The sequence below is a fragment of the Rhodoferax fermentans genome (genome assembly GCF_002017865.1).
In the GTDB taxonomy this organism is placed as follows: Bacteria; Pseudomonadota; Gammaproteobacteria; order Burkholderiales; family Burkholderiaceae_C; genus Rhodoferax; species Rhodoferax fermentans.
Map to the genome: position 1 here is coordinate 3,397,233 of NZ_MTJN01000002.1, position 21,213 is coordinate 3,418,445.

Annotated in this window: 23 protein-coding genes; 19 read left to right on the forward strand and 4 right to left on the reverse strand. The window is 61.1% G+C overall.

Features of this window, described 5'->3' with window-relative positions; genetic code table 11:
* Positions 1-28: 28 nt before the first annotated feature.
* The 4 genes from RF819_RS15785 to RF819_RS15800 all read right to left on the reverse strand — a co-directional run bounded on the left by RF819_RS15785 (position 29) and on the right by RF819_RS15800 (position 5,360).
* Positions 29-1,549: a succinyl-CoA:acetate CoA-transferase ScpC gene (locus RF819_RS15785; RefSeq protein WP_078365862.1), complete on the reverse strand. Its 1,521-nt coding sequence runs from the start codon at positions 1,547-1,549 to the stop codon at positions 29-31.
* 134 nt (positions 1,550-1,683) lie between these two features.
* A complete protein-coding gene (locus tag RF819_RS15790; protein WP_244899920.1) occupies positions 1,684-2,199 on the reverse strand; it encodes a GNAT family N-acetyltransferase in 516 nt (171 codons plus the stop codon).
* Positions 2,200-2,268: 69 nt separating this feature from the next.
* A complete protein-coding gene (locus RF819_RS15795; protein ID WP_078365863.1) occupies positions 2,269-4,725 on the reverse strand; it encodes a serine/threonine protein kinase in 2,457 nt (818 codons plus the stop codon).
* A complete protein-coding gene (locus tag RF819_RS15800) occupies positions 4,722-5,360 on the reverse strand; it encodes an SIMPL domain-containing protein (RefSeq protein WP_143541734.1) in 639 nt (212 codons plus the stop codon). The genes RF819_RS15795 and RF819_RS15800 overlap by 4 nt, the downstream gene beginning before the upstream one ends.
* A gap of 221 nt (positions 5,361-5,581) precedes the next feature.
* Between RF819_RS15800 and ompR the strand changes: the two genes are divergently transcribed.
* From ompR to hypD, 19 genes are all read left to right on the forward strand, one after another.
* Positions 5,582-6,313: an osmolarity response regulator transcription factor OmpR gene (gene ompR, locus RF819_RS15805; RefSeq protein ID WP_078365865.1), complete on the forward strand. Its 732-nt coding sequence runs from the start codon at positions 5,582-5,584 to the stop codon at positions 6,311-6,313.
* The gene (locus RF819_RS15810; protein WP_078365866.1) at positions 6,297-7,691 is read left to right on the forward strand and encodes a sensor histidine kinase; all 1,395 of its coding nucleotides are present in this window, start codon (positions 6,297-6,299) and stop codon (positions 7,689-7,691) included. The genes ompR and RF819_RS15810 overlap by 17 nt, the downstream gene beginning before the upstream one ends.
* 247 nt (positions 7,692-7,938) lie before the next feature.
* Positions 7,939-9,015, forward strand: a complete 1,077-nt coding sequence (locus RF819_RS15815; protein ID WP_078365867.1) for a hydrogenase small subunit — start codon at positions 7,939-7,941, stop codon at positions 9,013-9,015.
* Between the two features lie 26 nt (positions 9,016-9,041).
* Complete coding sequence (locus RF819_RS15820; protein WP_078365868.1) at positions 9,042-10,898, forward strand: nickel-dependent hydrogenase large subunit; 1,857 nt, start codon at positions 9,042-9,044, stop codon at positions 10,896-10,898.
* Between the two features lie 35 nt (positions 10,899-10,933).
* Positions 10,934-11,536 (forward strand): HupE/UreJ family protein, encoded by a 603-nt coding sequence (locus RF819_RS15825; RefSeq protein WP_078365869.1) that lies wholly within the window; start codon positions 10,934-10,936, stop codon positions 11,534-11,536.
* A 37-nt stretch (positions 11,537-11,573) separates the two neighbouring features.
* Positions 11,574-12,317, forward strand: coding sequence for a Ni/Fe-hydrogenase, b-type cytochrome subunit (gene cybH / locus RF819_RS15830; protein WP_078365870.1), 744 nt, complete (start codon positions 11,574-11,576; stop codon positions 12,315-12,317).
* 5 nt (positions 12,318-12,322) lie between these two features.
* The gene (locus RF819_RS15835) at positions 12,323-12,958 is read left to right on the forward strand and encodes a HyaD/HybD family hydrogenase maturation endopeptidase (RefSeq protein WP_078365871.1); all 636 of its coding nucleotides are present in this window, start codon (positions 12,323-12,325) and stop codon (positions 12,956-12,958) included.
* A complete protein-coding gene (locus RF819_RS15840) occupies positions 12,958-13,269 on the forward strand; it encodes a HypC/HybG/HupF family hydrogenase formation chaperone (RefSeq protein ID WP_078365872.1) in 312 nt (103 codons plus the stop codon). Before RF819_RS15835 ends, RF819_RS15840 begins: the two co-directional genes overlap by 1 nt.
* Positions 13,270-13,294: 25 nt before the next feature.
* Positions 13,295-13,759: a thioredoxin domain-containing protein gene (locus RF819_RS15845; RefSeq protein WP_078365873.1), complete on the forward strand. Its 465-nt coding sequence runs from the start codon at positions 13,295-13,297 to the stop codon at positions 13,757-13,759.
* A 34-nt stretch (positions 13,760-13,793) separates the two neighbouring features.
* Entirely contained in the window at positions 13,794-14,678 is an 885-nt protein-coding gene (locus tag RF819_RS15850; protein WP_207160678.1) for a hydrogenase expression/formation protein, read from the forward strand.
* Positions 14,660-14,902 (forward strand): rubredoxin, encoded by a 243-nt coding sequence (locus tag RF819_RS15855; RefSeq protein WP_078365874.1) that lies wholly within the window; start codon positions 14,660-14,662, stop codon positions 14,900-14,902. Before RF819_RS15850 ends, RF819_RS15855 begins: the two co-directional genes overlap by 19 nt.
* Positions 14,899-15,405 carry a [NiFe]-hydrogenase assembly chaperone HybE gene (gene hybE, locus RF819_RS15860; RefSeq protein ID WP_078365875.1) on the forward strand — a complete coding sequence of 169 codons (507 nt, stop codon included), beginning with the start codon at positions 14,899-14,901 and terminating at the stop codon, positions 15,403-15,405. Before RF819_RS15855 ends, hybE begins: the two co-directional genes overlap by 4 nt.
* Before the next feature lie 8 nt (positions 15,406-15,413).
* A complete protein-coding gene (locus RF819_RS15865; RefSeq protein ID WP_242472647.1) occupies positions 15,414-16,574 on the forward strand; it encodes a nickel-dependent hydrogenase large subunit in 1,161 nt (386 codons plus the stop codon).
* Positions 16,567-16,908, forward strand: a complete 342-nt coding sequence (locus tag RF819_RS15870; RefSeq protein WP_078365877.1) for a hydrogenase maturation nickel metallochaperone HypA/HybF — start codon at positions 16,567-16,569, stop codon at positions 16,906-16,908. Before RF819_RS15865 ends, RF819_RS15870 begins: the two co-directional genes overlap by 8 nt.
* A gap of 29 nt (positions 16,909-16,937) precedes the next feature.
* Positions 16,938-17,978 carry a hydrogenase nickel incorporation protein HypB gene (hypB, locus tag RF819_RS15875; protein WP_078365878.1) on the forward strand — a complete coding sequence of 347 codons (1,041 nt, stop codon included), beginning with the start codon at positions 16,938-16,940 and terminating at the stop codon, positions 17,976-17,978.
* 5 nt (positions 17,979-17,983) lie between these two features.
* Entirely contained in the window at positions 17,984-19,123 is a 1,140-nt protein-coding gene (locus RF819_RS15880; RefSeq protein ID WP_078365879.1) for a Kae1-like domain-containing protein, read from the forward strand.
* Between the two features lie 34 nt (positions 19,124-19,157).
* The gene (locus RF819_RS15885) at positions 19,158-19,793 is read left to right on the forward strand and encodes a hypothetical protein (RefSeq protein ID WP_200223924.1); all 636 of its coding nucleotides are present in this window, start codon (positions 19,158-19,160) and stop codon (positions 19,791-19,793) included.
* Positions 19,784-20,044 carry a HypC/HybG/HupF family hydrogenase formation chaperone gene (locus RF819_RS15890; RefSeq protein ID WP_078365880.1) on the forward strand — a complete coding sequence of 87 codons (261 nt, stop codon included), beginning with the start codon at positions 19,784-19,786 and terminating at the stop codon, positions 20,042-20,044. The genes RF819_RS15885 and RF819_RS15890 overlap by 10 nt, the downstream gene beginning before the upstream one ends.
* The gene (hypD, locus tag RF819_RS15895) at positions 20,041-21,210 is read left to right on the forward strand and encodes a hydrogenase formation protein HypD (protein ID WP_078365881.1); all 1,170 of its coding nucleotides are present in this window, start codon (positions 20,041-20,043) and stop codon (positions 21,208-21,210) included. The genes RF819_RS15890 and hypD overlap by 4 nt, the downstream gene beginning before the upstream one ends.
* The last annotated feature ends 3 nt before the right edge of the window (positions 21,211-21,213 follow it).

Below are 21,213 nucleotides of genomic sequence, written 5' to 3' on the forward strand. Positions count from 1 at the left end.
CAGCCCACCTGGGTGGGCTGTCCGGATATCAGGCAGATTCGGTGTTGAGCACCTTGACGGCGTTGTCCTGCCAGCTGAAGGCTTCGTTCATCAGATGCGGCGTGTGTTTGCCGGGTGACTCGCGCAGGGCACGCTCGTAGTACTCGGTGAGTGCCGGGCGGTAGTCGGGGTGGGCACACTTTTCGATGATCAGGCGGGCACGCTGTTTGGGCGACAGGCCACGCAAATCCGCCAGGCCCTGCTCGGTGACGATGATCTGCACATCGTGTTCGGTGTGGTCCACATGGGACACCATCGGCACGATGCATGACAAAGCACCGTTCTTGGCGGTGGACGGTGTCACAAAGAAGGACAGGAAGGCGTTGCGGGCAAAGTCGCCCGAGCCGCCAATGCCGTTCATGATGCTGGTGCCCTTGATGTGGGTGGAGTTGACGTTGCCGTAAATGTCGGCCTCGATCATCGCGTTCATCGCGATCACACCCAGGCGGCGCACCACCTCGGGGTGGTTGCTGATCTCTTGCGGGCGCAGCACGATGCGTTTGCTGTAGAACTCGATGTTCTCGTTGAAGTCTTTCATCGCCTCGGGGCTGAACGAGATCGCGGTGGCTGAGGCCGAGACCAGCTTGCCAGAGCGCAGCATGTCGAGCATGCCGTCCTGCAGCACCTCGGTGTAGGCGGTCAGGTTCTCAAACGGGCCGTTGTTCAGGCCAGCCAGCACCGCGTTGGCGATATTGCCCACACCCGATTGCAACGGCAGCAGGTCTGGCGGCAAACGCCCGGCCTTGACTTCTGCACCGAGGAATTCGATGACGTGGTTGGCAATACGTTGCGAGTTTTCGTCGGGCGCAGCAAACGGGGTGTTGCGGTCGGGCTGGTTGGTTTCGACCACCGCAATCACCTTGCTCAAATCACAACGCAGGTAGGCTTCACCAATACGGCCATTGGCACGCACCAGCGGGATCGGCTGGCGGTCTGGCGGCACCTGGGTGCCGTAATAAATGTCGTGCATACCTTCCATGCCGAGGTTCTGCATGGAATTGACTTCGAGGATGATCTTGTCGGCCTGGTCGATCCAGGTTTTGTTGTTGCCCACCGATGACGACGGAATCAGCCGCCCGTCGGGCAAGATGCCAGCCACTTCGATCACTGCCACGTCCAGGTGGCCCAGAAAACCGTACCAGACCAGCTGCGCGACGTGCGAGAGGTGCAGGTCGGTGTACTGCATTTCGCCAGCGTTGATCTGTTTGCGCACGGTGGCGTCAGACTGGTAGGGCAGGCGCATTTCAACGCCATGCGCCTCGGCCAACACCGCGTCAAGCTCCGGTGCGGTGCTGGCACCGGTCCACAGCCCGATGCGAAAGGCTTCACCTGCTGCGTGTGCCTGTTTCATGCGCCGCGCCAGCGCCCCCGGCACCAACTTGGGGTAGCCGGAACCCGTAAAACCACTCATGCCCACATTGGCGCCCGGCGGTATCAGCGCGGCGGCGGCGTCTGCCGACATGATTTTGGATTTCAGGAGGGGGTTGCTCACACGGTCTGCTCGTAACATGACATTTCACTCAAAAAGATAGATTGCATGGCAGGGTTTAACCGACGGCTAAACCTTCTGAGTCTAGCAGCCTGCCACGCTGTGAAGAGGGTTTTCCCTGAGCAAAATGCACGCTTATGGTGCATAACAAGGGTTTATTCGGCCAACGGGCGCCACATGTGGTGTTTGCTGACAAAACCGTCAGCCACCGCAACCGCCATGGGTTCCAGCCCAAAACTCACAAAACCAAATCGTTCATACAGCGCTTGCGCTGCCTGGTTGCCCTCGGTCACGGTGAGCTGCACCAACTGGATGCCTGGGCGTGCACGGGCGCAGTCCAGCGCGGCCTGTACCAAGGCGGAACCCAGCCCGCGCTGACGTGCTTGGGGCGCCACATACATGCCAAACAAGGTGGCCTTGTGGCGCAGTTTGTCGCGCGCCTCAAAACCCACACCGACCACCGCCACCAGCGCTTGCGCATCAAACACCCCCAGCACCACCTCTGGGGCATCGTCGGCAGGTTCCAGCCGCCTGACCCACCAGCTCACCGGTAAAGCAGCGCGCTCGGCCACACTGGAGCTGAACGCCTGTGGGTGCTGGGCATAGGCTTGCAGCATCAGTGTGCGGTACTGCGCCGCATGTTCAGGGATCAGACGGATCGGTGGCAACACCTGTTTGCTCCTTCATGTGTAGCTATAGGCCCGTTTTATAAAAGGGCCAGAGGCCAAAATCGCTATCAATCAGGCCGACTGCTTGAACGCCATCACCGCCTGGTTGCGCAAGGTGCGCAACAAGGAAAGCTCTTTTTCATCCACCAACAGGCCGCCCTTGTGCGCCATGTCGGCATAGATCAGACCAAATGGTTTGCCCTTGAGCACCAGCGGCAACACCAGAAACGTGGGTGCGTTATAGGCCTGGATGTACCAGGCAGGCAGGCGCTGCACGATGCGTGGGTCGGCGGCGTCACTGATCAGGGTGTCGGCCGCCTTAAGGCAAATGGTGGCAAACAGGTCGGGCGTGCCGTTGCTGCGCATCGGCACATTGAACTGTTTCACCACCGCCTCCACCCCCGCGCCCAGCCCGAAACGACCCGTGAGGGTGTCGGTCCTGGGGTCGCGCATGCAAAACACGATGCGGTGGAGGTCCAGCGCACGAAACATCGCCTCCATGATCATGCGCAGCACATCACTGAGCTTGAAGTCGTCGACCATGGCATTGGTGATGTCCTGCACACCAGCGGTCAGGGTCTGCGCCCGGCTGTCGGTGCCGGGCTGGGTCAGCGTCAGGATGGCGCCAGTGGGCTCAGCACTGACCTGCGTGGGCATCGGCTGGGTCAAAACCTGGGTGGCATGCAAGGCGTTGGCGTTCAGGGTGTCGGCCTCGGGGTCAAGCACCAGGCTGGCGGGCTCCTGCTGCCGAGCATCCAACTTGTGATCGAGCAGGTGCGCAGCCAAGGAGTCGGGGCGCACGGTGATCTCCATGGCCTGGGCCAGCTCCAGCAGCTTCTTGCGCGCCACCGCTGTGGCGGCGTTGAGCTGTTCGGTGCTCATGCCCAAGGCCCGGCCATAGGTTTTGGCCACCTGGCCCAGGCGTACATCGACCACCCTGGCATCGGTGTGCAACACCGCATCGGCCATCTCATTGGCGACGCGGGTGCTCCAGCGCAAACGGGTCTGACTGTCCTTGATGGGCAGGCTGGGCGGGGTTCCAGTGGGTTTGACCACACAACGCTGGATGCTCTCCGGCAGTCCCCAGGCTTTGCACACACCCAGGCCCAGCGCCTCATAACTCAGACCCAGCACCCGGGTGGCGGCAGCCTCCTCGCTGATCGGGTCGCGTGGTGCACTCACCAGTTGGCGCACCGCCAGCGCTTCCTCGGGGAAATAAAACTGCGACAACATGCGCCCCAGATTCTGGAACAGCGCGCCAATAAAAGCGTCCTCCCCTTCGGTCTGGGTGGGGCACAACGCGGCCGCAATGGCGCCAGCCATCAGCGCGCGCAAAAACTCTTCCTTGAGCAGGTGGGCGTTGGCTTTGTCCTGCATGTGCTCCAGCAGCACCAGGCTCAGCGCCATGTTGCGGATGCCGTTAAAACCCACCAGGCTGACCGCCCGCGACACCGTGCCGACACTGCTGCCGCGTGAATAGTGCACGCTGTTGACCAGGCGCAGCAGCTTGTTGGTCAGTGCCACATCCTTGAGGATCTCGTTGGTGACGCTGTTGATGCTTTCCTTGTCCGACGTCGCCATGCTCTGGATGCGGCCAATCGACTCGGACAGCGCCGGGAAATCGCTTTTGTTGCGCATGCGGCGCAACAAAAAGTCCAGCGTGCTGCTGGTTTTGCCGCTGGGGGTGGGCAACTCGCTGTCGGCACTGTCCTTGTGCTGGCCCGACCAGACCAGCAGATCATCCAGAAAAGCCTGGGCACTGGGGTAACGCTGGTCCACCGCCACAGCGGTGGCTGTCAGCAAGGCCGAGCGCAGCCCGTCATCCAGGCGCGCCATCAGGTCCGGCGGGAAAGCCTGCGGCTCGATGCTGATTTTTTGCAGGGTCTGCTGCAACCTGGCTTTGTCGCGGATCGGTTGGCCCCACAACAACTCACCCAGCAGCAAACCCGCGCTGTAGACATCCATCAAGGGGGTGATGGGTTCACCACGCACCGCCTCAGGCGCCATGTAGGCAGGGGTGCCGGCCACCTCGACCCGGTCCTGGGCCTGCGTTGGCTGGCTGATACGGGCCGCAATGCCAAAGTCCATCACGCGGGCGCGGCCACTGCGGTCCAGCAACACGTTGGAAGGTTTGAGGTCGCGGTGTACCACCCCGCTGGCATGGGCGGCCACCAAGGCGGCCAGCACATCCTGCATCACCGCCACCGCCTGCACGGGCGGCAAGGCACCGTGCTGGGCCAGCTGCTGGGCCAGCGTCAGGCCCGGCACATACTCAAACACCAGGTAGGGCTGGTTGTCTTGCACATCGGCCTCAAACACCGGCACGATGTTGGTGTGGGTCAGGCGGCTGACGCTGCGCGCCTCCTGCAGCCACTGGGTGACCAGGCCGCTGTCGGGCTGTGCCGCCGGTTTCATGAGCTTGATCGCCACCTCGCGCTCAAGCCGGGGGTCAAACGACAGCCAGACCTCGGCCTGCGCGCCCTGGCCCAACATGCGCCGGCGCTCAAACCGGCCTATCGCCACACTCATTGAAGCTGGACTGAACCAGACACATTGACCGACACCGAGGCCATGCCCGCCTCTACAGGCACCGAGGCATCCTCAACAGCCATAGCACGCACCGCCTTCATCTGCGGCTGGAAGATCGGCCCACCTTCGTCATAGTTGACCGAAACTTCCCCCAGGGTGTAGCTCTTGAAGTCAAAGGCCTTGGCGATCTCGGTGGCGCGCTGGCGAAACAGCGCAATTGCCTGGGCTTGCGCCTGCGCCTGGGCACTCTGACGTTGCGCCTGGGTCAGGCCAAAACTGGCGCCAGAGACCGTCAGTGTGTTCAGCTTGCCGGCGGTTTCACTGATGCGGGCAAAGTCCTGGCCTTCGAGCACCAGCTCGGTGCTGCCCTGCCATCCGGTGATCTTGCCATTGCGGTCATAACGTGGTGACAGGCCAAAACGACCGGTGCGCACCGTCATCTGGGCCGGGCGGGCCTCCTTTTTGGCCAGATTCAGGGCGGTATCCAAGGCGTTTTTGAGCTGGGTCTGCACCAGCTGCGGGTCGGTGCCTTCCCGTGTGGTGCTCAGCGACATGGTCAGCAGGTCTTGCGCCACCTGCACACTGGCCTGTGCTGCCAGGCTCACCCGCTGCATCGGCAAAGGTGCCGAAGCCATTTGAGAAAAAGAAGCGCTAGCCCATGTCAATAAAGCACAGCACGCTACTAATTTTGATGAATTTTTCAAGGTGAGTTTTCCAATAAACAAAGAGCCCAAAACGGGTAAAAACCATGCCAAATTTGTAACAGCGTGTGAATCCGGCGCCAAAACAGGCTTCACCAGCAACAACGCACGCAACAATTGCGGCTGTTACAAATACAAATCAAGTGGATCGTAGTATGGCTGCAAATTCCCGTGTCGACAAAATCCTGGTGGTTGATGATGATGCCCGCATCCGCGACCTGTTGCGCCGTTACCTGACACAAGAAGGTTTTGAGGTGCTGCTGGCTGAAGACGGCCGTGCCCTGACCCGCGTGCTCGGGCGCGAGCCGGTGGACCTGATCGTGCTGGACCTGATGATGCCCGGTGAAGATGGTCTGTCGGTCTGTCGGCGTCTGCGTGGGGCCAATGACCGCACCCCGATCATCATGCTGACCGCCAAGGGGGAAGACATCGACCGCATCGTCGGGCTGGAAGTGGGCGCAGATGACTACCTCGGCAAACCCTTCAACCCGCGCGAGCTGCTGGCGCGTATCCACGCGGTGCTGCGCCGGCGCCCGCCGGTGGAGGCGCCAGGCTCACCTTCGGCCGACAAGGCGGTGGTCACTTTTGGCCCGTTCAGCTTCGACATGGGCGCGCGCACCTTGCACAAAGGTGACGAAGAGCTGGCTTTGACCACCGGTGAGTTCGCCATGCTCAAGGCCCTGGTGCGGCACCCGCGCCAGCCGCTGTCGCGCGAAAAGCTGGCGCAACTGGCCCGCGGGCGCGACTTCGAGCCCTTTGACCGCAGCCTGGATGTGCAGGTCTCGCGTCTGCGCAAACTCATCGAACACGATGCCTCGGCGCCGCGTTATATCCAGACCGTGTGGGGTGTGGGCTACGTGTTCATTCCTGATGACAACGGCCAGTAACCCGTCCGTGCCACTGGACGGCGGCCCGGCGCGTGCCCGCAAACCCGCCCTGAGCCTGTTCTGGCGCACCTTTTTCCTGCTGGCGCTGCTGTTGTTGGGCAGTGTGATTGCCTGGACCCAGACCCTGCTGCAGATGGAGTTTGAGCCCCGTGCGCTGCAGACAGCCGACCAGATCGCCTCGGTGGTAAACCTGAGCCGTGCGGCGGTGATGCACTCGGACGCGATTGCCCGGGTGTCCTTGTTCAAGACCATGAAGGACCAGGAGCACCTGACCATCCGTCTGCGTGAACCCAAGGATGTGTTTGAGGTGTTTCCCGCCACCGACCTGAACCGCCATGTGGTTGCGCAACTGCAGTCGCGCCTGGGGGCAGACACCATTGTGGCCAGCAGTGTCAACCAGGTGCAGGGACTGTGGGTGGGTTTCTCCATCGACAAAGACCGGTATTGGTTGCAGACCGAGCGCAACCGCTTTGACCAACCCACCCGGCAGACCTGGACGGTCTGGCTGCTGACTGCGGCGGTGTTGTCACTGGCGGGTGCCGCCGGTATTGCGCGCCTGATCAACCGGCCACTCAAAGACCTGTCGCAAGCGGCCAGCCGGGTGCACGAAGGTGACTTTGAGGCCAGCACACTCGATGAGACCGTAAGCACCCAGGAAATCCGGGCGGTGAACATTGGCTTCAACCGCATGACCCGCAAACTCGCGCAGATCGAACAGGACCGCACGGTGATGCTGGCAGGCATCTCACACGACCTGCGCACCCCGCTGGCGCGATTGCGGTTGGAGGCAGAAATGAGTGTGCCCGACGCGCAGGCACGCGAGGCCATGGTGGGCGACATCGCGCAGCTCGACGCGATCATCGGCAAATTTCTGGACTACGCCCGCCCAGGCGACATGCGGCTGGTGCCGGTGTCACTCAACCACATGGTCGAGACCTGTCTGGAGCCATTGCGCAAACGCAGTGACCTCGACTTCAAGCTGGCGCTGCAAGACGGCCTGATGGTGTTGGCCGACCCGGTGGAGCTGCAACGCGCCCTGGTCAACCTGCTCGAAAACGCCGCCCGTTATGGCAAGTCCGATGGCACAGAGCTGGCGCGGGTGGACATCTCGGCACGTTACAGCAACGACAAGGTGCTGCTGCGCCTGCGTGACCACGGCAATGGTGTGCCACCCGAACAGCTCAAACACCTCACCACACCGTTCTTCAGGGGTGACTCGGCCCGCTCGGCGGCCAACAGCACCGGGCTCGGGCTGGCGATTGTGGAGCAAACCATCTCGCGCATGGGTGGCGCCTTTGACCTGAGCAACGCCAACGGCGGCGGCCTGTGCGCCAACATCGTGTTGCGCCGGGCCACTGGTAGCGCGGTCGCGGCTTGACACTACACCATCCGCTCAGGCGGCAGGGTTGGTCTGCAAATTCTGTATCCAGTTTGGACAAACCATTGGCTGGTCAGTAACCAGTTCAGTCAGCGGGCTGCTGACTGACACCACCTACACCGCAGGCCACCGGCACAACAAATCAAACACTTAGCCTTGCCTGCTCAGGACTTACCCTAGCGTCTTCCCAAATGGCACGCAACTTGATCTACCTCAATCGTCCAACAAAAACGATGGAGACAAGCCAATGGAGACTTTCTACGAAGTCATGCGTCGCCAGGGTATATCCCGGCGCAGTTTGCTCAAATACTGTTCACTGACCGCCACCTCACTCGGCCTGGCACCGTCTTTTGTGCCGCAGATCGCCCACGCGATGGAGACCAAACCGCGCACCCCGGTGCTGTGGTTGCATGGCCTGGAATGCACCTGCTGCTCCGAGAGTTTCATCCGCAGTGCCCACCCGCTGGCCAAAGACGTGGTGTTGTCCATGATCTCGCTGGACTACGACGACACCCTGATGGCCGCCGCCGGGCACCAGGCCGAGGCGATTCTGGAAGAGGTGATGACCAAGTACAAGGGCAACTACATCCTGGCTGTGGAGGGCAACCCGCCGCTCAACGAAGACGGCATGTTCTGCATCCAATCGGGCAAACCCTTCATCGACAAGCTCAAACGTGTGGCCAAGGACGCCAAGGCGGTGATCGCCTGGGGTTCCTGCGCCTCCTGGGGCTGTGTGCAGGCGGCCAAACCCAACCCGACCCAGGCCACACCGATCCACAAGGTGATCACCGACAAACCCATCATCAAGGTGCCCGGCTGCCCGCCGATTGCCGAGGTGATGACTGGCGTGATCACCTACATGCTGACCTTTGACAAGATCCCCGAGCTGGACCGTCAGGGCCGACCCAAGATGTTCTACAGCCAGCGCATCCACGACAAGTGTTACCGCCGTCCGCACTTTGATGCAGGGCAATTTGTCGAGGCCTTTGATGACGAGAGCGCGCGCAAGGGCTACTGCCTCTACAAGGTCGGCTGCAAAGGCCCCACCACCTACAACGCCTGCTCCACCGTGATGTGGAACGAGGGCACCAGCTTCCCGATCAAGGCTGGCCACGGCTGTATCGGCTGCTCTGAAGATGGCTTCTGGGACAAAGGCTCGTTCTATGACCGCCTGACCACCATCCACCAGTTTGGTGTGGAAGGCACCGCCGACAAGATTGGTGGCACGGCGGCGGCCGTTGTTGGTGCGGCAGTCGTCGCCCATGCGGCGGTATCGGCCATCAGCCGGGCTGTCGCCAAAGACAAACCCACAAGCAACGCCTGACCCACCATTTCAAGGACAAGAACACCATGGGCGCTTACGACACACAAGGCTTCAAGTTAGACAACACCGGGCGGCGCATTGTTGTTGACCCGGTGACCCGCATCGAGGGTCACATGCGCTGTGAAGTCAACGTTGACAAAGACAACATCATCCGCAACGCGGTATCCACCGGCACCATGTGGCGGGGGCTGGAGGTCATCCTCAAAGGCCGCGACCCACGTGACGCCTGGGCTTTTGTGGAACGCATCTGCGGTGTCTGCACCGGCTGCCATGCCCTGACATCGGTCAGAGCCGTCGAAGATGCACTGGGCATCACCATCCCCAAAAATGCTTACCTGATCCGTGAGATCATGGCCAAAACGCTGCAAGTGCACGACCACGCGGTGCACTTTTACCACCTGCATGCGCTGGACTGGGTGGACATTGTCTCGGCACTCAAAGCCGACCCCAAGAAGACCAGCGAACTGCAACAACTGGTCTCACCGTCCCACCCGCTGTCGTCGCCGGGTTATTTCAGGGACATCCAGAACCGGCTGAAAAAGTTTGTGGAAAGTGGCCAACTGGGTCCTTTTGCCAATGGCTACTGGGGCAGCAAAGCGTATGTCTTGCCCGCAGAAGCCAATCTGATGGCGGTCACCCATTACCTCGAAGCGCTTGACCTGCAAAAGGACTGGGTCAAGATCCACACCATCTTCGGTGGCAAAAACCCGCACCCCAACTACCTGGTAGGCGGTGTGCCCTGTGCCATCAACCTTGATGGCGACGGTGCGGCGGGTGCTCCCGTCAACATGGAGCGGCTCAACTTCGTCAAGGCACGTATTGACGAAATGATCGAGTTCAACAAAAACGTCTACATCCCCGACGTATTGGCCATTGGCACGATCTACAAACAAGCTGGCTGGCTGTATGGCGGTGGCCTGAGCGCCACCAATGTCAGTGATTACGGCACCTACGAAAAGGTCATGGGTGATGCCAAAACCCAGCAGCTGCCTGGCGGTGCCATCCTCAACGGCAACTGGGACGAGATCCTGCCGATTGACCCGCGCGACCCCGAACAGGTGCAGGAGTTTGTCTCACACAGCTGGTACAAATATGCCGACGACACCAAGGGCTTGCACCCTTGGGACGGTGTCACCGAACCCCACTATGCGTTGGGCGACAAAACCAAGGGCAGCAAGACCAACATCGAGGAAATTGACGAAAGCGCCAAATACTCCTGGATCAAGTCACCCCGCTGGCGCGGTCACGCCATGGAAGTCGGGCCCTTGTCGCGCTACATCCTGGCCTATGCCCATGCCAGCAAGGGCAACAGCTATGCGCAACGTCCCAAAGAACAGATTGAGTACTCGGCGCAAGTCATCAACAGCGTCTTCCCCAAGGCCTTGGGTCTGCCAGAAACACAATACACCGCCAAACAGTTGTTGCCCACCACCATTGGCCGCACCCTGGCACGGGCACTGGAAGGCCAATATTGCGGCGAAATGATGCTCGACGATTTCAACGAGTTGGTCGCCAACATCAAGGCGGGTGACCGCAGCACCGCCAATGTCGACAAATGGGACCCGGCCACCTGGCCCAAAGAGGCCAAAGGGGTTGGCACGGTGGCTGCGCCACGCGGCATGCTGGGCCACTGGATCAAGATCAAAGACGGCAAGATCGAAAACTACCAATGTGTGGTGCCCACCACCTGGAATGGCAGCCCACGCGATGCCAAGGGACAGATTGGGGCGTTTGAGGCCTCGCTGATGAACACCCCCATGGTCAACCCCGAGCAGCCGCTGGAAATCTTGCGCACGCTGCATTCCTTTGACCCTTGCCTGGCCTGCTCCACCCATGTGATGAGCCCGGACGGCCAGGAAATGGCCAACGTCAAAGTGCGTTGAGTCACCCACACCCTATTTCGAGATTGGAGACCCTCATGAAATTGTTGTCGCAAACCACTTGGCGCGGACTTGGCCTGACAGCCTTGGCTCTGTCGGCGCCACTGGCCCAGGCCCACACGGGTCACGGCACGTCGGGCATCGCCGAAGGCCTGGCCCACCCATTCGGCGCAGACCACTTGCTGGCCATGGTGGCTGTGGGCCTCTGGTCTGTCTCAGCCCTGCCCGCCAACAAGGCCTGGTGGGGGCCAGCCACCTTCATGCTGGCCTTGATTGTCAGTGCTGCCCTGGGGGCTGCCGGTTTGCGTCTGCCGTTCCTGGAACAGCTGATCTCTCTGAGTGTGGTGCTGTTTGGTGTCATGCTGGTCACAAGCCGCCTGAAGATGCCGGTGGCGTTGGGTCTGGGCCTGGTGGCACTGGCTGCCTCGCTGCATGGGGTGGCACACGGCGCAGAAACACCTGAAACCGGTTTTGCGGCCTACGCAACGGGCTTTTTGGCGACCACGGCCACCCTGCATTTTGGTGGCGTGGCCATCGGCTTGGGCATCCGCAAATACCTGGCCGACAAGTCGACCTGGGTCATGGCCGGTTTGGGCACGCTCTGCAGTGGTGCTGGCCTGTACCTGTTTAGTCAACTCTGATCCAAGTCTGGCGCATGCCCCCTCACGAGGAGACACCATGAACACCCACAGCGTTTCACCCGCCGCAGACGACCTCCAAGCGGCTTTGCCTACCGAAGCGGAAGAGTTGGCCAAGAGTTCTTCCATCAAGTCGGTCTACGTTTACGAAGCACCGGTACGTGTCTGGCATTGGGTCAACGCCTCGGCCATCACCGTCCTGTGCATCACCGGTTATCTGATTGGTTCACCCTTGCCCACCATGCCCGGCGAGGCCAGCGCCCACTTTCTGATGGGTTACATCCGGTTCACCCACTTCACGGCAGCCTATATCCTGGCCATCGGCCTGCTCGGGCGCATCTACTGGGCGTTTGTGGGCAACCACCATGCACGCGAGCTGTTTTGGGTGCCTCTGTGGCAACGCGCCTACTGGGTGGAAATGTTGTCCATGGTCAAGTGGTACGCCTTCATGGGCCCACGCCCCGGCCCCTACATCGGCCACAACCCGATGGCACGTTTTGCCATGGTTTTTGTGTTCATCATCACGGCCGTGTTCATGATTTGCACCGGATTTGCCATGTATGGCGAGGGCTTGCAGGCAGGCTCCTGGGCGGACAAGTTGTTTGGCTGGGTGATCCCGCTGATGGGTCAGTCCCAAGACGTCCACACCTGGCACCACATGGGCATGTGGCTGATTGTGATATTTGCCGTCGTGCACATCTACGCGGCCATTCGCGAGGACATCATGGGCCGCCAGAGCATTGTCAGCACCATGATTTCCGGTTTTCGCACCTTCAAAGATTAACCACCATGCCCATGCAACAGCTGGTTGACGAACACATCGTTGTGCTGGGGATTGGCAATGTCTTGTGGGCCGACGAAGGTTTTGGTGTGCGCTGCATTGAGGCCCTGCAACGCGATTGGACGTTTGCACCCCATGTGGAATTGATTGACGGCGGCACCCAGGGCCTCTACCTGATCCAGAACGTCCAGTCGGCCACGCGCTTGCTGATTTTTGATGCGATTGACTACGGCCTGGCACCCGGCACCTTGAAGCTGATTGAGAACGAGGACGTGCCCAAGTTCATGGGTGCCAAAAAGATGAGCCTGCACCAGACCGGCTTTCAGGAGGTGCTGTGTCTGGCGCAGCTCACCGGGCATTACCCGAGCCAGGTGCTGTTGATCGGCTGCCAGCCCGAAGAACTGGAAGACTATGGTGGTAGCCTGCGTCCCGTCGTTAGACAGGCCATGACGCCAGCCTTGACCCAAGCCATTGACGCCCTGACAGCCTGGGGTGCCCAACCCCAACGACGTGCCCAAGCCCTGCCAGAAGACGCCGCCCTGACGGGCCCCATGCTGACGCTGGCGCGGTATGAACGTGAGCGCCCCAGCGCCGAGCAGGCCTGCCGCCAGGGGGACGACCGCTTTATGCCCAAGGTCCTCTGATGTGTATTGGCATCCCGATGCAGGTGACAGCGCTTGAACCCGGCTTTGCCTGGGTTGACGGGCGCGGTGAAAGCCGACGCGTCAGAACCAACCTGATTGAGCACTGCGCGCCCGGCCAATGGTTGCTGGTGTTTCTGGACGACGCGCGCGAGTTGATCAGCGCTGAACGCGCGACCGAAGTCAATGCCACGCTGGACCTGCTGATGTCTGCACTGGGGCACCGTGGCCCAGGCACCTTGCTGGACGAACCCGGCTTTTCTCTGCCCTCCGGTATGGATGTGCAAACCATTCAACAGATGACACAAAGCTGATCAACACACAACATTGGAGCCACCCATGACCCACTTTGACATCGACGCCCCGCCACTCCTAGCCCAACTGGTCCACAAACACCAAGCCTCATGGATAAACTTTGACAACCTAAAGGCCTGGCTGGCCAACCAGCACGGTGATCACGTCTTGTTATTTGCTGGCGACCCGATCCGCTTCCCGGAAGCGGTGGACGTGGCGGTGGTCTTGCCGGAACTGCAAAAAGCCAGCGCCTCAGTGGGTCGCCCGTTCGGCATGGCAGTTGCTGTGCCTGACACGGCTGAAGCCCTGGCCAAAACATTCGGCTCGCAACGCTGGCCCACCTTGATGTTTTTCAGAGATGGTGACTATGTGACCACCCTGTCAGGCATGCACGACTGGACCGACTACCTGGCGCTGCTGGCCCAAGCCCTTGCCACTCCCAAAGGTCGCGCGCCCACCATTGGCATCCCGCTGGTCAGTAGCCAAGCGCCAACCGCCAGCTGCCACTGAGCGCCCTCACCTTTTGCCAGATTGCGAGCCCCACATGTTTGACATCAAACCGTTTCCCATTCCCGTGGTAGCCGATCTTGGCCCCGGCAGTTATTCAGAAGACGAGACGCTGGACTACATCTCCATGCCACAGGGCATGGAAACCTTCCACACACCGGTGTTGCCAGAGCCAGAAGAGATTGCCCAACATGCGGGGGCGGTTCAAGTGCTGCATGAGGTGCTTGGCGCCCTGCGCCAAGTGGCCGAAGGTGCCGCCCCCCAACACACCACAGCCCGCATCACGCTGGCTGGCCTGACGACACCAGACCTGAGCCTGATCAACCAGGTATTGGGTGAAGGCGAAGTCAGCGCACAGGTGTTGGCCGAACACGGCACACCCGGACTGCAAATCCAGGAATCTGTTTTTGCCGGTATCTGGCGCGTCATTGCATCTCAAGCGGATGGCACGGTCAGCGACTGGATTGAAGTGGGCGCGGTGCCTGAGGTGCTGCGTCAAACCGCAGCACTGGACGGCAGCCAGACCAGCACCGCCACCTTGTCCATGCCACCCGATGTGATGAACGCCCCCAGCGTGTTGGTCGAGCTGCAAGACCAGCGCCAGACCTGGCTGCCGGGTCAGATCCCCCACGTGGTTAATCTGAGCCTGCTGCCCCTGACACCCATGGACATTGCTTACCTGGACCACCAGCTGGGCACCGGTCGGGTGCTGATCCTCTCGCGCGGTTATGGCAACTGCCGCATCACCAACTGCTGTGTGCCCCACACCTGGCGGGTGGTCTATTACAACTCACAAGACGCGGTGATCCTGAACTCCGTGGAGGTGACCGACATGCCCGAAGTCGCCTGCGCCGCACCGGAAGACCTGCTTGATTCAGTGCACCGTCTGCATGAAGTTTTGTTATGGGTCAACCAGTCTTGAGCGGCGTGAACGGTCAACAGTTTGAAGGCAGCTACCTGGGCGACAGCTCACGCCTGCCCGCGCACGCCAAGCTGGAGTGCAAGATCTGCTGGTGGGTCTACGACCCGGCCGAGGGCGACCCACAGTGGCAAATCACACCCGGCACCGCCTTTGCCGATTTGCCCGCGCACTGGCGCTGCCCGCAATGTGACGGTGCCGCGGACCAGTTCATGGTGGTGTCATGAACACCACCGAGCCAGCCCGGGGCGCGGCGCTTGAGCTGCTTTTCAAAAAGATCGCCTGCACCCGCATGCGCGACGTACCGGTACACAACCCGGCCCTGCGTGTGCAGGCCATCGGTTTTGCACCCGTTCCGGATGAACCCGAGATGTTGCTCGGCGTGCTGGTGACCCCTTGGTTCATGAACCTGGTTCGTTTGCCAGCACAAGCCTGTTTACCAGGGGCAACGCTGCTGACAAACGGCAACAAAGGCAAGCGGGCGGTGGGCCCACAGTCTTTTGAGTTCGTCGGGGCTTTCGAGCCAGACGTGGGCGCGTTTGAAGTCTGCTCGCTGTTCTCACCGATGTTTGAGTTTGCCAACCATGCCGCAGCAGCCGATACTGCAAGCGAAATACTTCGCTTGCTTCGCACAACTGTGACATCCACCGTCAGCACCGTTCCAACCCTGCCAAGCCGACGCGGCTTTTTATTCGGACGCGGCACCCAAGCCACGCAAGCACAAGCATGAGCGTCGCCATGGATCTGGTTGGTAGCTACACCCTGCACCCTGGCCAGTTACACAGCATCACAGGTCATCGCCCGGTCATGGGCCGTGGCACCCTCGGACGGCTGCTGCGTGGGCTGCAGGGCGAAGCGGTTGAACGCACTTTGGGACAGCTGTTCTCGCTGTGTTCACACGCACATCGCCGCGCAGCGCGTCTGGTACTGCATGCCGCCAATCCGCACCCCGACCAGCCTTTGCCCGTTGACCCGCCTGTGTTGTTGTGGTTGGAGACAGCGCGTGACCACTTACGCAGCATGGCGCTGGATTGGCCACGCCGACAACCCAGCTTGCCAGACCAAGCCGCCCCGCAGGCGTGGTTGCACAACTGCCCTCTGTCTATCAGCCACACAAGCAGCCCAGTCACGCCAGACCAGGCCTGGGAAACACTCACCCAACTGAGGCGCTGGCTGGAAGAGGCCCTGCTGGGCCAACCCCTTGGCCACTGGCTGATTCGCCACCGTGATAACAAAACGCTGGCGCAGTGGTGCCTGTCCCACGCGCCGAAGCTGCCACCGGCGCAACACCTGCACACTTGGCATGCGCTGGCCCACACACTGGCCCCTGGCTCCCGCCGCCTTGACCTGCTCAGCAATGACCCGGTACTACAAACCGCCACCATGCAGACGCTGGCCAACACCCTTGCCAATGACCACAACTTCACGCAAACCCCAAGCTGGTTGGGTGCCTGCGCCGAAACCGGCCCATGGACACGCTTGCGCCATCAGCACAAGCCAACAACCGCCCAGGTCAGCGCCTGGACACGGCTGGCCGCCCGCTGGACCGAGCTGATAGAGATCGCTGCCATCCAACCCCATACCCCAGCGCAACAGTTGCCCGCCCTCTTGGCCAGTGGCGCGCAGCGCGTGGGCGACGGCCAAGCCATTGCTTGGTGCGAAATGGCACGCGGCCTGCTGTTGCATTGGGTACAACTGGATGCACAAGGGCGCGTTGTGGACTACCGGGTGGTGGCACCCACCGAGTGGAACTTCCACCCCCAAGGCACGCTGGCCCAGGCACTGACCGCCCTGGCACCGCAAGACACCTCATCCGCCCTGGAGCTCGCCGCCGCGTTTGATGCCTGCGTGGAATGCAAGGTGACGGCACCAGCGCATCTGGAGAGCCGCCATGCATGAACTGAGTCTGGCGGGCGGCATCTTGCGTGTGCTGGAGCAAACCCGTGAGCGCGACCCGTTTGAGCGTGTCACCCATCTGCGTCTGGAAGCCGGTGCCTTGAGTGGTGTCGAGCTGTCGGCATTGCGCTTTGCGCTCGAAGCCATCGCGCCCGGCACCTGCCTGGAACACGCCACCATACACATTGACGAACCACCCGCCACCGCCTGGTGTATGCCGTGCTGCCAAAGTGTGGCAATTCGCTCCCGCCTGGACCCCTGCCCGCTGTGCGGCGGCTCGCAACTACAAGCCACTGGTGGCACAGAATTGCGGGTGATGGAATTGCAGGTCATCTGATTTCACCAACAAAATAAAAGGAAGACAACATGTGCGTCGTTTGCGGTTGCAGCAACACCGGAGCCACCCCGTCAGACCCCAGCGTGGCCGTTCACCCCACCACCGGCGACCTGCACTTTGGTACTGGGGCGGCCAAGGTGTCGGTGCCCGGCATGAGCCAGGCACGCGCCATCAAATTGGAGACCGATGTGCTGGGCGCCAACAACGCCGTAGCCGCCCAAAACCGGGCGCACTTTGCGTCGCACGACGTCACCGCCTACAACCTGGTCTCCAGCCCCGGCTCTGGCAAAACCACGCTCTTGTGCGCCACCATCGAAGCCCTGAAACAGCGGCACCCCGGCGTGGCCGTGGCGGTGATTGAAGGCGACCAGCAAACCAGTTTTGACGCCGACCGCATTCGCGCCACCGGCGCACCCGCCATCCAGATCAACACCGGCAAAGGTTGCCACCTGGACGCACCCATGGTGGCCGAGGCGTTTTCGCGACTGGACTTGCACAGCACCCACCACCACGAGCACGCGCACCCTGGCCACACCCACGAGCACGACCATGGACATCACCATGACCATGCCCACGGACACGGACATTCGCATGAACATGAACACGCCCATTCGCATGGCCACGACCACGACCACGATCACTCACACGACCAGCCCAGCATCCTGTTCATCGAAAACGTCGGCAACCTGGTCTGCCCGGCGATGTGGGACCTGGGTGAAAAGGCCAAGGTCGCCATCCTGTCGGTCACCGAGGGCGAGGACAAACCCCTCAAATACCCCGACATGTTTGCCGCAGCCCAGCTGATGATTCTGAACAAGGTCGACCTGCTGCCGCACCTGTCATTTGACGTGGAACGCTGCAAAGCCTACGCCCGCCGTATCAACCCCGGCATAGCCATCCTGGAACTCTCTGCCACCACCGGCCAAGGCATGGGCGCCTGGCTGGACTGGCTGCTGGCCAACGATCACAAGCACCCAAGCACCGACGCTTTGCAAGCCCGCATCACCCAGCTGGAAGCCGAGCTGGCGCAAGCCAAAGCGCAAATCAGCGCACAGCCCGCCAAGGCATAAAGCCCATGGCACGTGTTCTGGCCTGTGGCGCGTTCCTCAAGAACGCTGCCTGTTTGCTCGACACCGCAGCGGCACCCGCGGCCGAGTTGTGGTCGGCCAACCACGGCGACTTGTCAGACCCACAGGCGTGTCTGGGGTTGGACGCATCGGTGCAACACCTGCTGACACAAGCCACCGGCCCCATCGACGCCGTCGCACACGACCTGCACCCCGACTTCTTCAGCACCCAACTCGCCCTGCGCTTGGCGCATGAACTGGGCGTGTCCGCCGTCGCTGTACAACACCACCACGCCCACATCGCCGCCGTGCTGGCCGAACATGGCGTGGACCACCCAGTGATCGGCATCGCGCTCGATGGCGTGGGGCTGGGCACGGACCACACCGCCTGGGGCGGTGAAGTGCTGCTGGTGGAAGGTGCCCGCTGTGAACGCCTGGGCCACTTGAGCCCGCTGGCCCTACCCGGTGGCGACAAAGCCGCACAAGAACCCTGGCGCATGGCAGCCGCCCTGCTGCACCACGGTGGCATGGCCGAGCACATCGTGCCGCGCCTGTCCCCCGCCGTGGGTGACGCCGCAGCGCACACCATCCACACCATGCTGCAACGCGGCCTGAACTGCCCGCAGTCCACCGCTGCCGGGCGCTGGTTTGACGCAGTGGCCGGGCTGCTGGGTTTGAGCGTGCGGCAAGAGTTTGAGGCACAAGCGGCCATCGCACTGGAGCAAGCCGCCACACGCCACCTGCAAAAATTTGGTGCTGCGCCTATCAATCCTGCCCTGTGGAACATCACGTCCGACGGTGTGATTGACCTGCGCCCGCTGCTGCTAAAGCGCCTGCTGAATGTGGACACGAGCAACCCCGATGCAGTGGATGACGCCGCGCTCTGCTTTCACCACACACTGGCTGCCGCCCTGTGCCAGCACACCGTGGCACTGGCACACATCCACCAAATCACCCACGTGGCTTTGGGCGGTGGTTGCTTTTTTAATCGCATCCTGAAAAATGCCATCGTTGCGCAGTTGAAGTCGGCGGGTTTGAATGTATTGCAGACTAGGAATCTGTCGTGCGGGGATGCCGGGTTGGCGCTGGGGCAGGCTTGGGTGGCGGCGCGTAGCATATGGTCAATCGCGCCCCGACTGTGCGAATAACCGCGCACTCAGGCGATCTCAAATTGGATATCACATGAGTTCATACGAAGAACGTTGGGAACGATTCCTCAATCCAGAACTTGTCAGGCCATCGCTTTTCATGGCGACGATGTTCATCACCACCTTTGAGATTCTCAAGAACTCAGCGATCGATCGCATCCGAGATTTCTTCTCGACTGGTTGGTCTGAAGATGGGTCAACTGTTTCGCCAGAGTACGAAGCGAAGGTTCTGTCACGAAACAGAAGTGCGCTCTACGCGTCGCTGAGTTGGCTGCATCAACACCAAGCAATAAATGACCAAGACTTGGAAACATTTGAGTTGCTCAAAAAGACCAGAAATCTCCTGGCTCACAACCTCTTCGAGGTAGTCACTGGCCAAACGGAGTCAAACCATACAGAGCAGTTCCCGGTATTGGCTGAGCTTCTGCGAAAGATTGAAGTATGGTGGGTGGTCAACGTAGAAATTCCAACCAACCCCGGCTATGCGGATGCAGATATCGATGAGGAGGGCATTGTGCCGGGAGCTATCTTGAACCTTCAAATGCTTCTGGAAGTCGTGGGCGGAAACACAGAACTCCTTGAGGGCTGGCGACGAGAGCAAGCAAAACTGCACCGACATGCACAGCCTGATACGTCCAACATAGCAACCAAGGAACCCCCATGTGCCTAGCCATCCCCGCCCGCGTGGTGGAAATCTTGCCCGGTCAGCGTGCTGTTGTTGACCTGGGTGGTGTGCGTAAAGAGGTGTCGATTGACCTGGTGGCCGACGCGCAGGTGGACGACTACGTCATCATCCACGTGGGTTACGCCATCGGCAAGATTGACCCCGAGGAGGCGCAGCGCACGCTCGCGCTGTTTGCCGAATTGTCTGAGGCACAAAACAGCCCACAGCCCTTGTCAGTCATGGGTGAAGTGCTATGAAATACATCGACGAATTCCGCGACGGTGACTCTGCCCGCCACATCGCCGACAAGATCGCGGCCGAGGTGAAACCGGACCTCGCCTACAACTTCATGGAGTTCTGCGGCGGCCACACCCACGCCATCTCGCGCTACGGCATCGCGGACATGTTGCCGCCCAATGTGCGCATGATCCACGGGCCGGGCTGTCCGGTGTGTGTGTTGCCGATTGGCCGGGTGGACCTGGCCATCCGCCTGGCGCTGGAGCGGGGTGTAATCTTGTGCACCTATGGTGACACCATGCGCGTGCCCGCATCCAACGGCCTCTCGCTGATCAAGGCCAAGGCGCGTGGTGCTGACATTCGCATGGTCTATTCGGCGCATGACGCGCTCAAGCTGGCCGAGCAGCACCCAGACCGTGAGGTGGTGTTTTTTGCCATTGGTTTTGAGACCACCACACCACCCACGGCGCTGGTGCTGCGCGACGCCAAAGCGCGTGGCTTGCGCAATTTCAGCGTGTTGTGCTGCCATGTGTTAACCCCGGCGGCGATCACGCACATTTTGGCCTCTGCTGAGGCGCGCGAGATCGGCACGGTGCCGCTGGACGGTTTTATTGGCCCGGCGCATGTGAGCATCGTGATTGGCTCGCAACCCTATGTGCCGTTTGCGCAGACGTTTCACAAGCCGGTGGTGATCACTGGCTTTGAGCCGATGGATGTGATGCAGGGCATTTTGATGCTGGTGCGCCAGGTCAACAGCAGCCGCGCCGAGGTGGAAAACGAGTTTTCCAGAGTGGTCACCCCCACCGGCAATCTGGCCGCCCAACAGATCATGGCCGAGGTGTTTGAGCTGCGCGAGAGTTTTGAGTGGCGCGGCCTGGGTGAGGTGCCCACCAGCGCCCTGAAAATCCGCCCCGAATTTGCGACCTGGGACGCCGAGCGCAAGTTTGAGCTGGTGTATGCCAGCGTGCCGGACCACAAACAATGTGAATGCGGCGCGATTTTGCGTGGTGTGAAGCGCCCGCAAGACTGCAAGCTGTTTGGCACCGTCTGCACGCCCGAGAGCCCGATGGGCTCGTGTATGGTGTCCAATGAAGGCGCTTGTGCCGCACACTACTCTTATGGACGTTTTCGCGATCTAGCCCTTGTAAATAAAGGGCCAACAGCTTCCAACTCAATAGCAACCTGAGCC

Excerpts from the sequence above, each read along its gene's own strand:
- RF819_RS15885 (WP_200223924.1), top strand. The coding sequence starts at position 19,158 with ATGAGTTCATACGAAGAACGTTGGGAACGATTCCTCAATCCAGAACTT.
- RF819_RS15810 (WP_078365866.1), top strand. The coding sequence starts at position 6,297 with ATGACAACGGCCAGTAACCCGTCCGTGCCACTGGACGGCGGCCCGGCG.
- hypB (WP_078365878.1), top strand. The coding sequence starts at position 16,938 with ATGTGCGTCGTTTGCGGTTGCAGCAACACCGGAGCCACCCCGTCAGAC.
- RF819_RS15880 (WP_078365879.1), top strand. The coding sequence starts at position 17,984 with ATGGCACGTGTTCTGGCCTGTGGCGCGTTCCTCAAGAACGCTGCCTGT.
- ompR (WP_078365865.1), top strand. The coding sequence starts at position 5,582 with ATGGCTGCAAATTCCCGTGTCGACAAAATCCTGGTGGTTGATGATGAT.
- RF819_RS15855 (WP_078365874.1), top strand. The coding sequence starts at position 14,660 with ATGGGTCAACCAGTCTTGAGCGGCGTGAACGGTCAACAGTTTGAAGGC.
- RF819_RS15850 (WP_207160678.1), top strand. The coding sequence starts at position 13,794 with ATGTTTGACATCAAACCGTTTCCCATTCCCGTGGTAGCCGATCTTGGC.
- RF819_RS15845 (WP_078365873.1), top strand. The coding sequence starts at position 13,295 with ATGACCCACTTTGACATCGACGCCCCGCCACTCCTAGCCCAACTGGTC.
- RF819_RS15785 (WP_078365862.1), bottom strand. The coding sequence starts at position 1,549 with ATGTTACGAGCAGACCGTGTGAGCAACCCCCTCCTGAAATCCAAAATC.
- cybH (WP_078365870.1), top strand. The coding sequence starts at position 11,574 with ATGAACACCCACAGCGTTTCACCCGCCGCAGACGACCTCCAAGCGGCT.
- RF819_RS15840 (WP_078365872.1), top strand. The coding sequence starts at position 12,958 with ATGTGTATTGGCATCCCGATGCAGGTGACAGCGCTTGAACCCGGCTTT.
- hypD (WP_078365881.1), top strand. The coding sequence starts at position 20,041 with ATGAAATACATCGACGAATTCCGCGACGGTGACTCTGCCCGCCACATC.
- RF819_RS15870 (WP_078365877.1), top strand. The coding sequence starts at position 16,567 with ATGCATGAACTGAGTCTGGCGGGCGGCATCTTGCGTGTGCTGGAGCAA.
- RF819_RS15835 (WP_078365871.1), top strand. The coding sequence starts at position 12,323 with ATGCCCATGCAACAGCTGGTTGACGAACACATCGTTGTGCTGGGGATT.
- RF819_RS15800 (WP_143541734.1), bottom strand. The coding sequence starts at position 5,360 with ATGGCTTCGGCACCTTTGCCGATGCAGCGGGTGAGCCTGGCAGCACAG.
- RF819_RS15890 (WP_078365880.1), top strand. The coding sequence starts at position 19,784 with ATGTGCCTAGCCATCCCCGCCCGCGTGGTGGAAATCTTGCCCGGTCAG.
- RF819_RS15795 (WP_078365863.1), bottom strand. The coding sequence starts at position 4,725 with ATGAGTGTGGCGATAGGCCGGTTTGAGCGCCGGCGCATGTTGGGCCAG.
- hybE (WP_078365875.1), top strand. The coding sequence starts at position 14,899 with ATGAACACCACCGAGCCAGCCCGGGGCGCGGCGCTTGAGCTGCTTTTC.
- RF819_RS15820 (WP_078365868.1), top strand. The coding sequence starts at position 9,042 with ATGGGCGCTTACGACACACAAGGCTTCAAGTTAGACAACACCGGGCGG.
- RF819_RS15865 (WP_242472647.1), top strand. The coding sequence starts at position 15,414 with ATGGATCTGGTTGGTAGCTACACCCTGCACCCTGGCCAGTTACACAGC.
- RF819_RS15825 (WP_078365869.1), top strand. The coding sequence starts at position 10,934 with ATGAAATTGTTGTCGCAAACCACTTGGCGCGGACTTGGCCTGACAGCC.
- RF819_RS15815 (WP_078365867.1), top strand. The coding sequence starts at position 7,939 with ATGGAGACTTTCTACGAAGTCATGCGTCGCCAGGGTATATCCCGGCGC.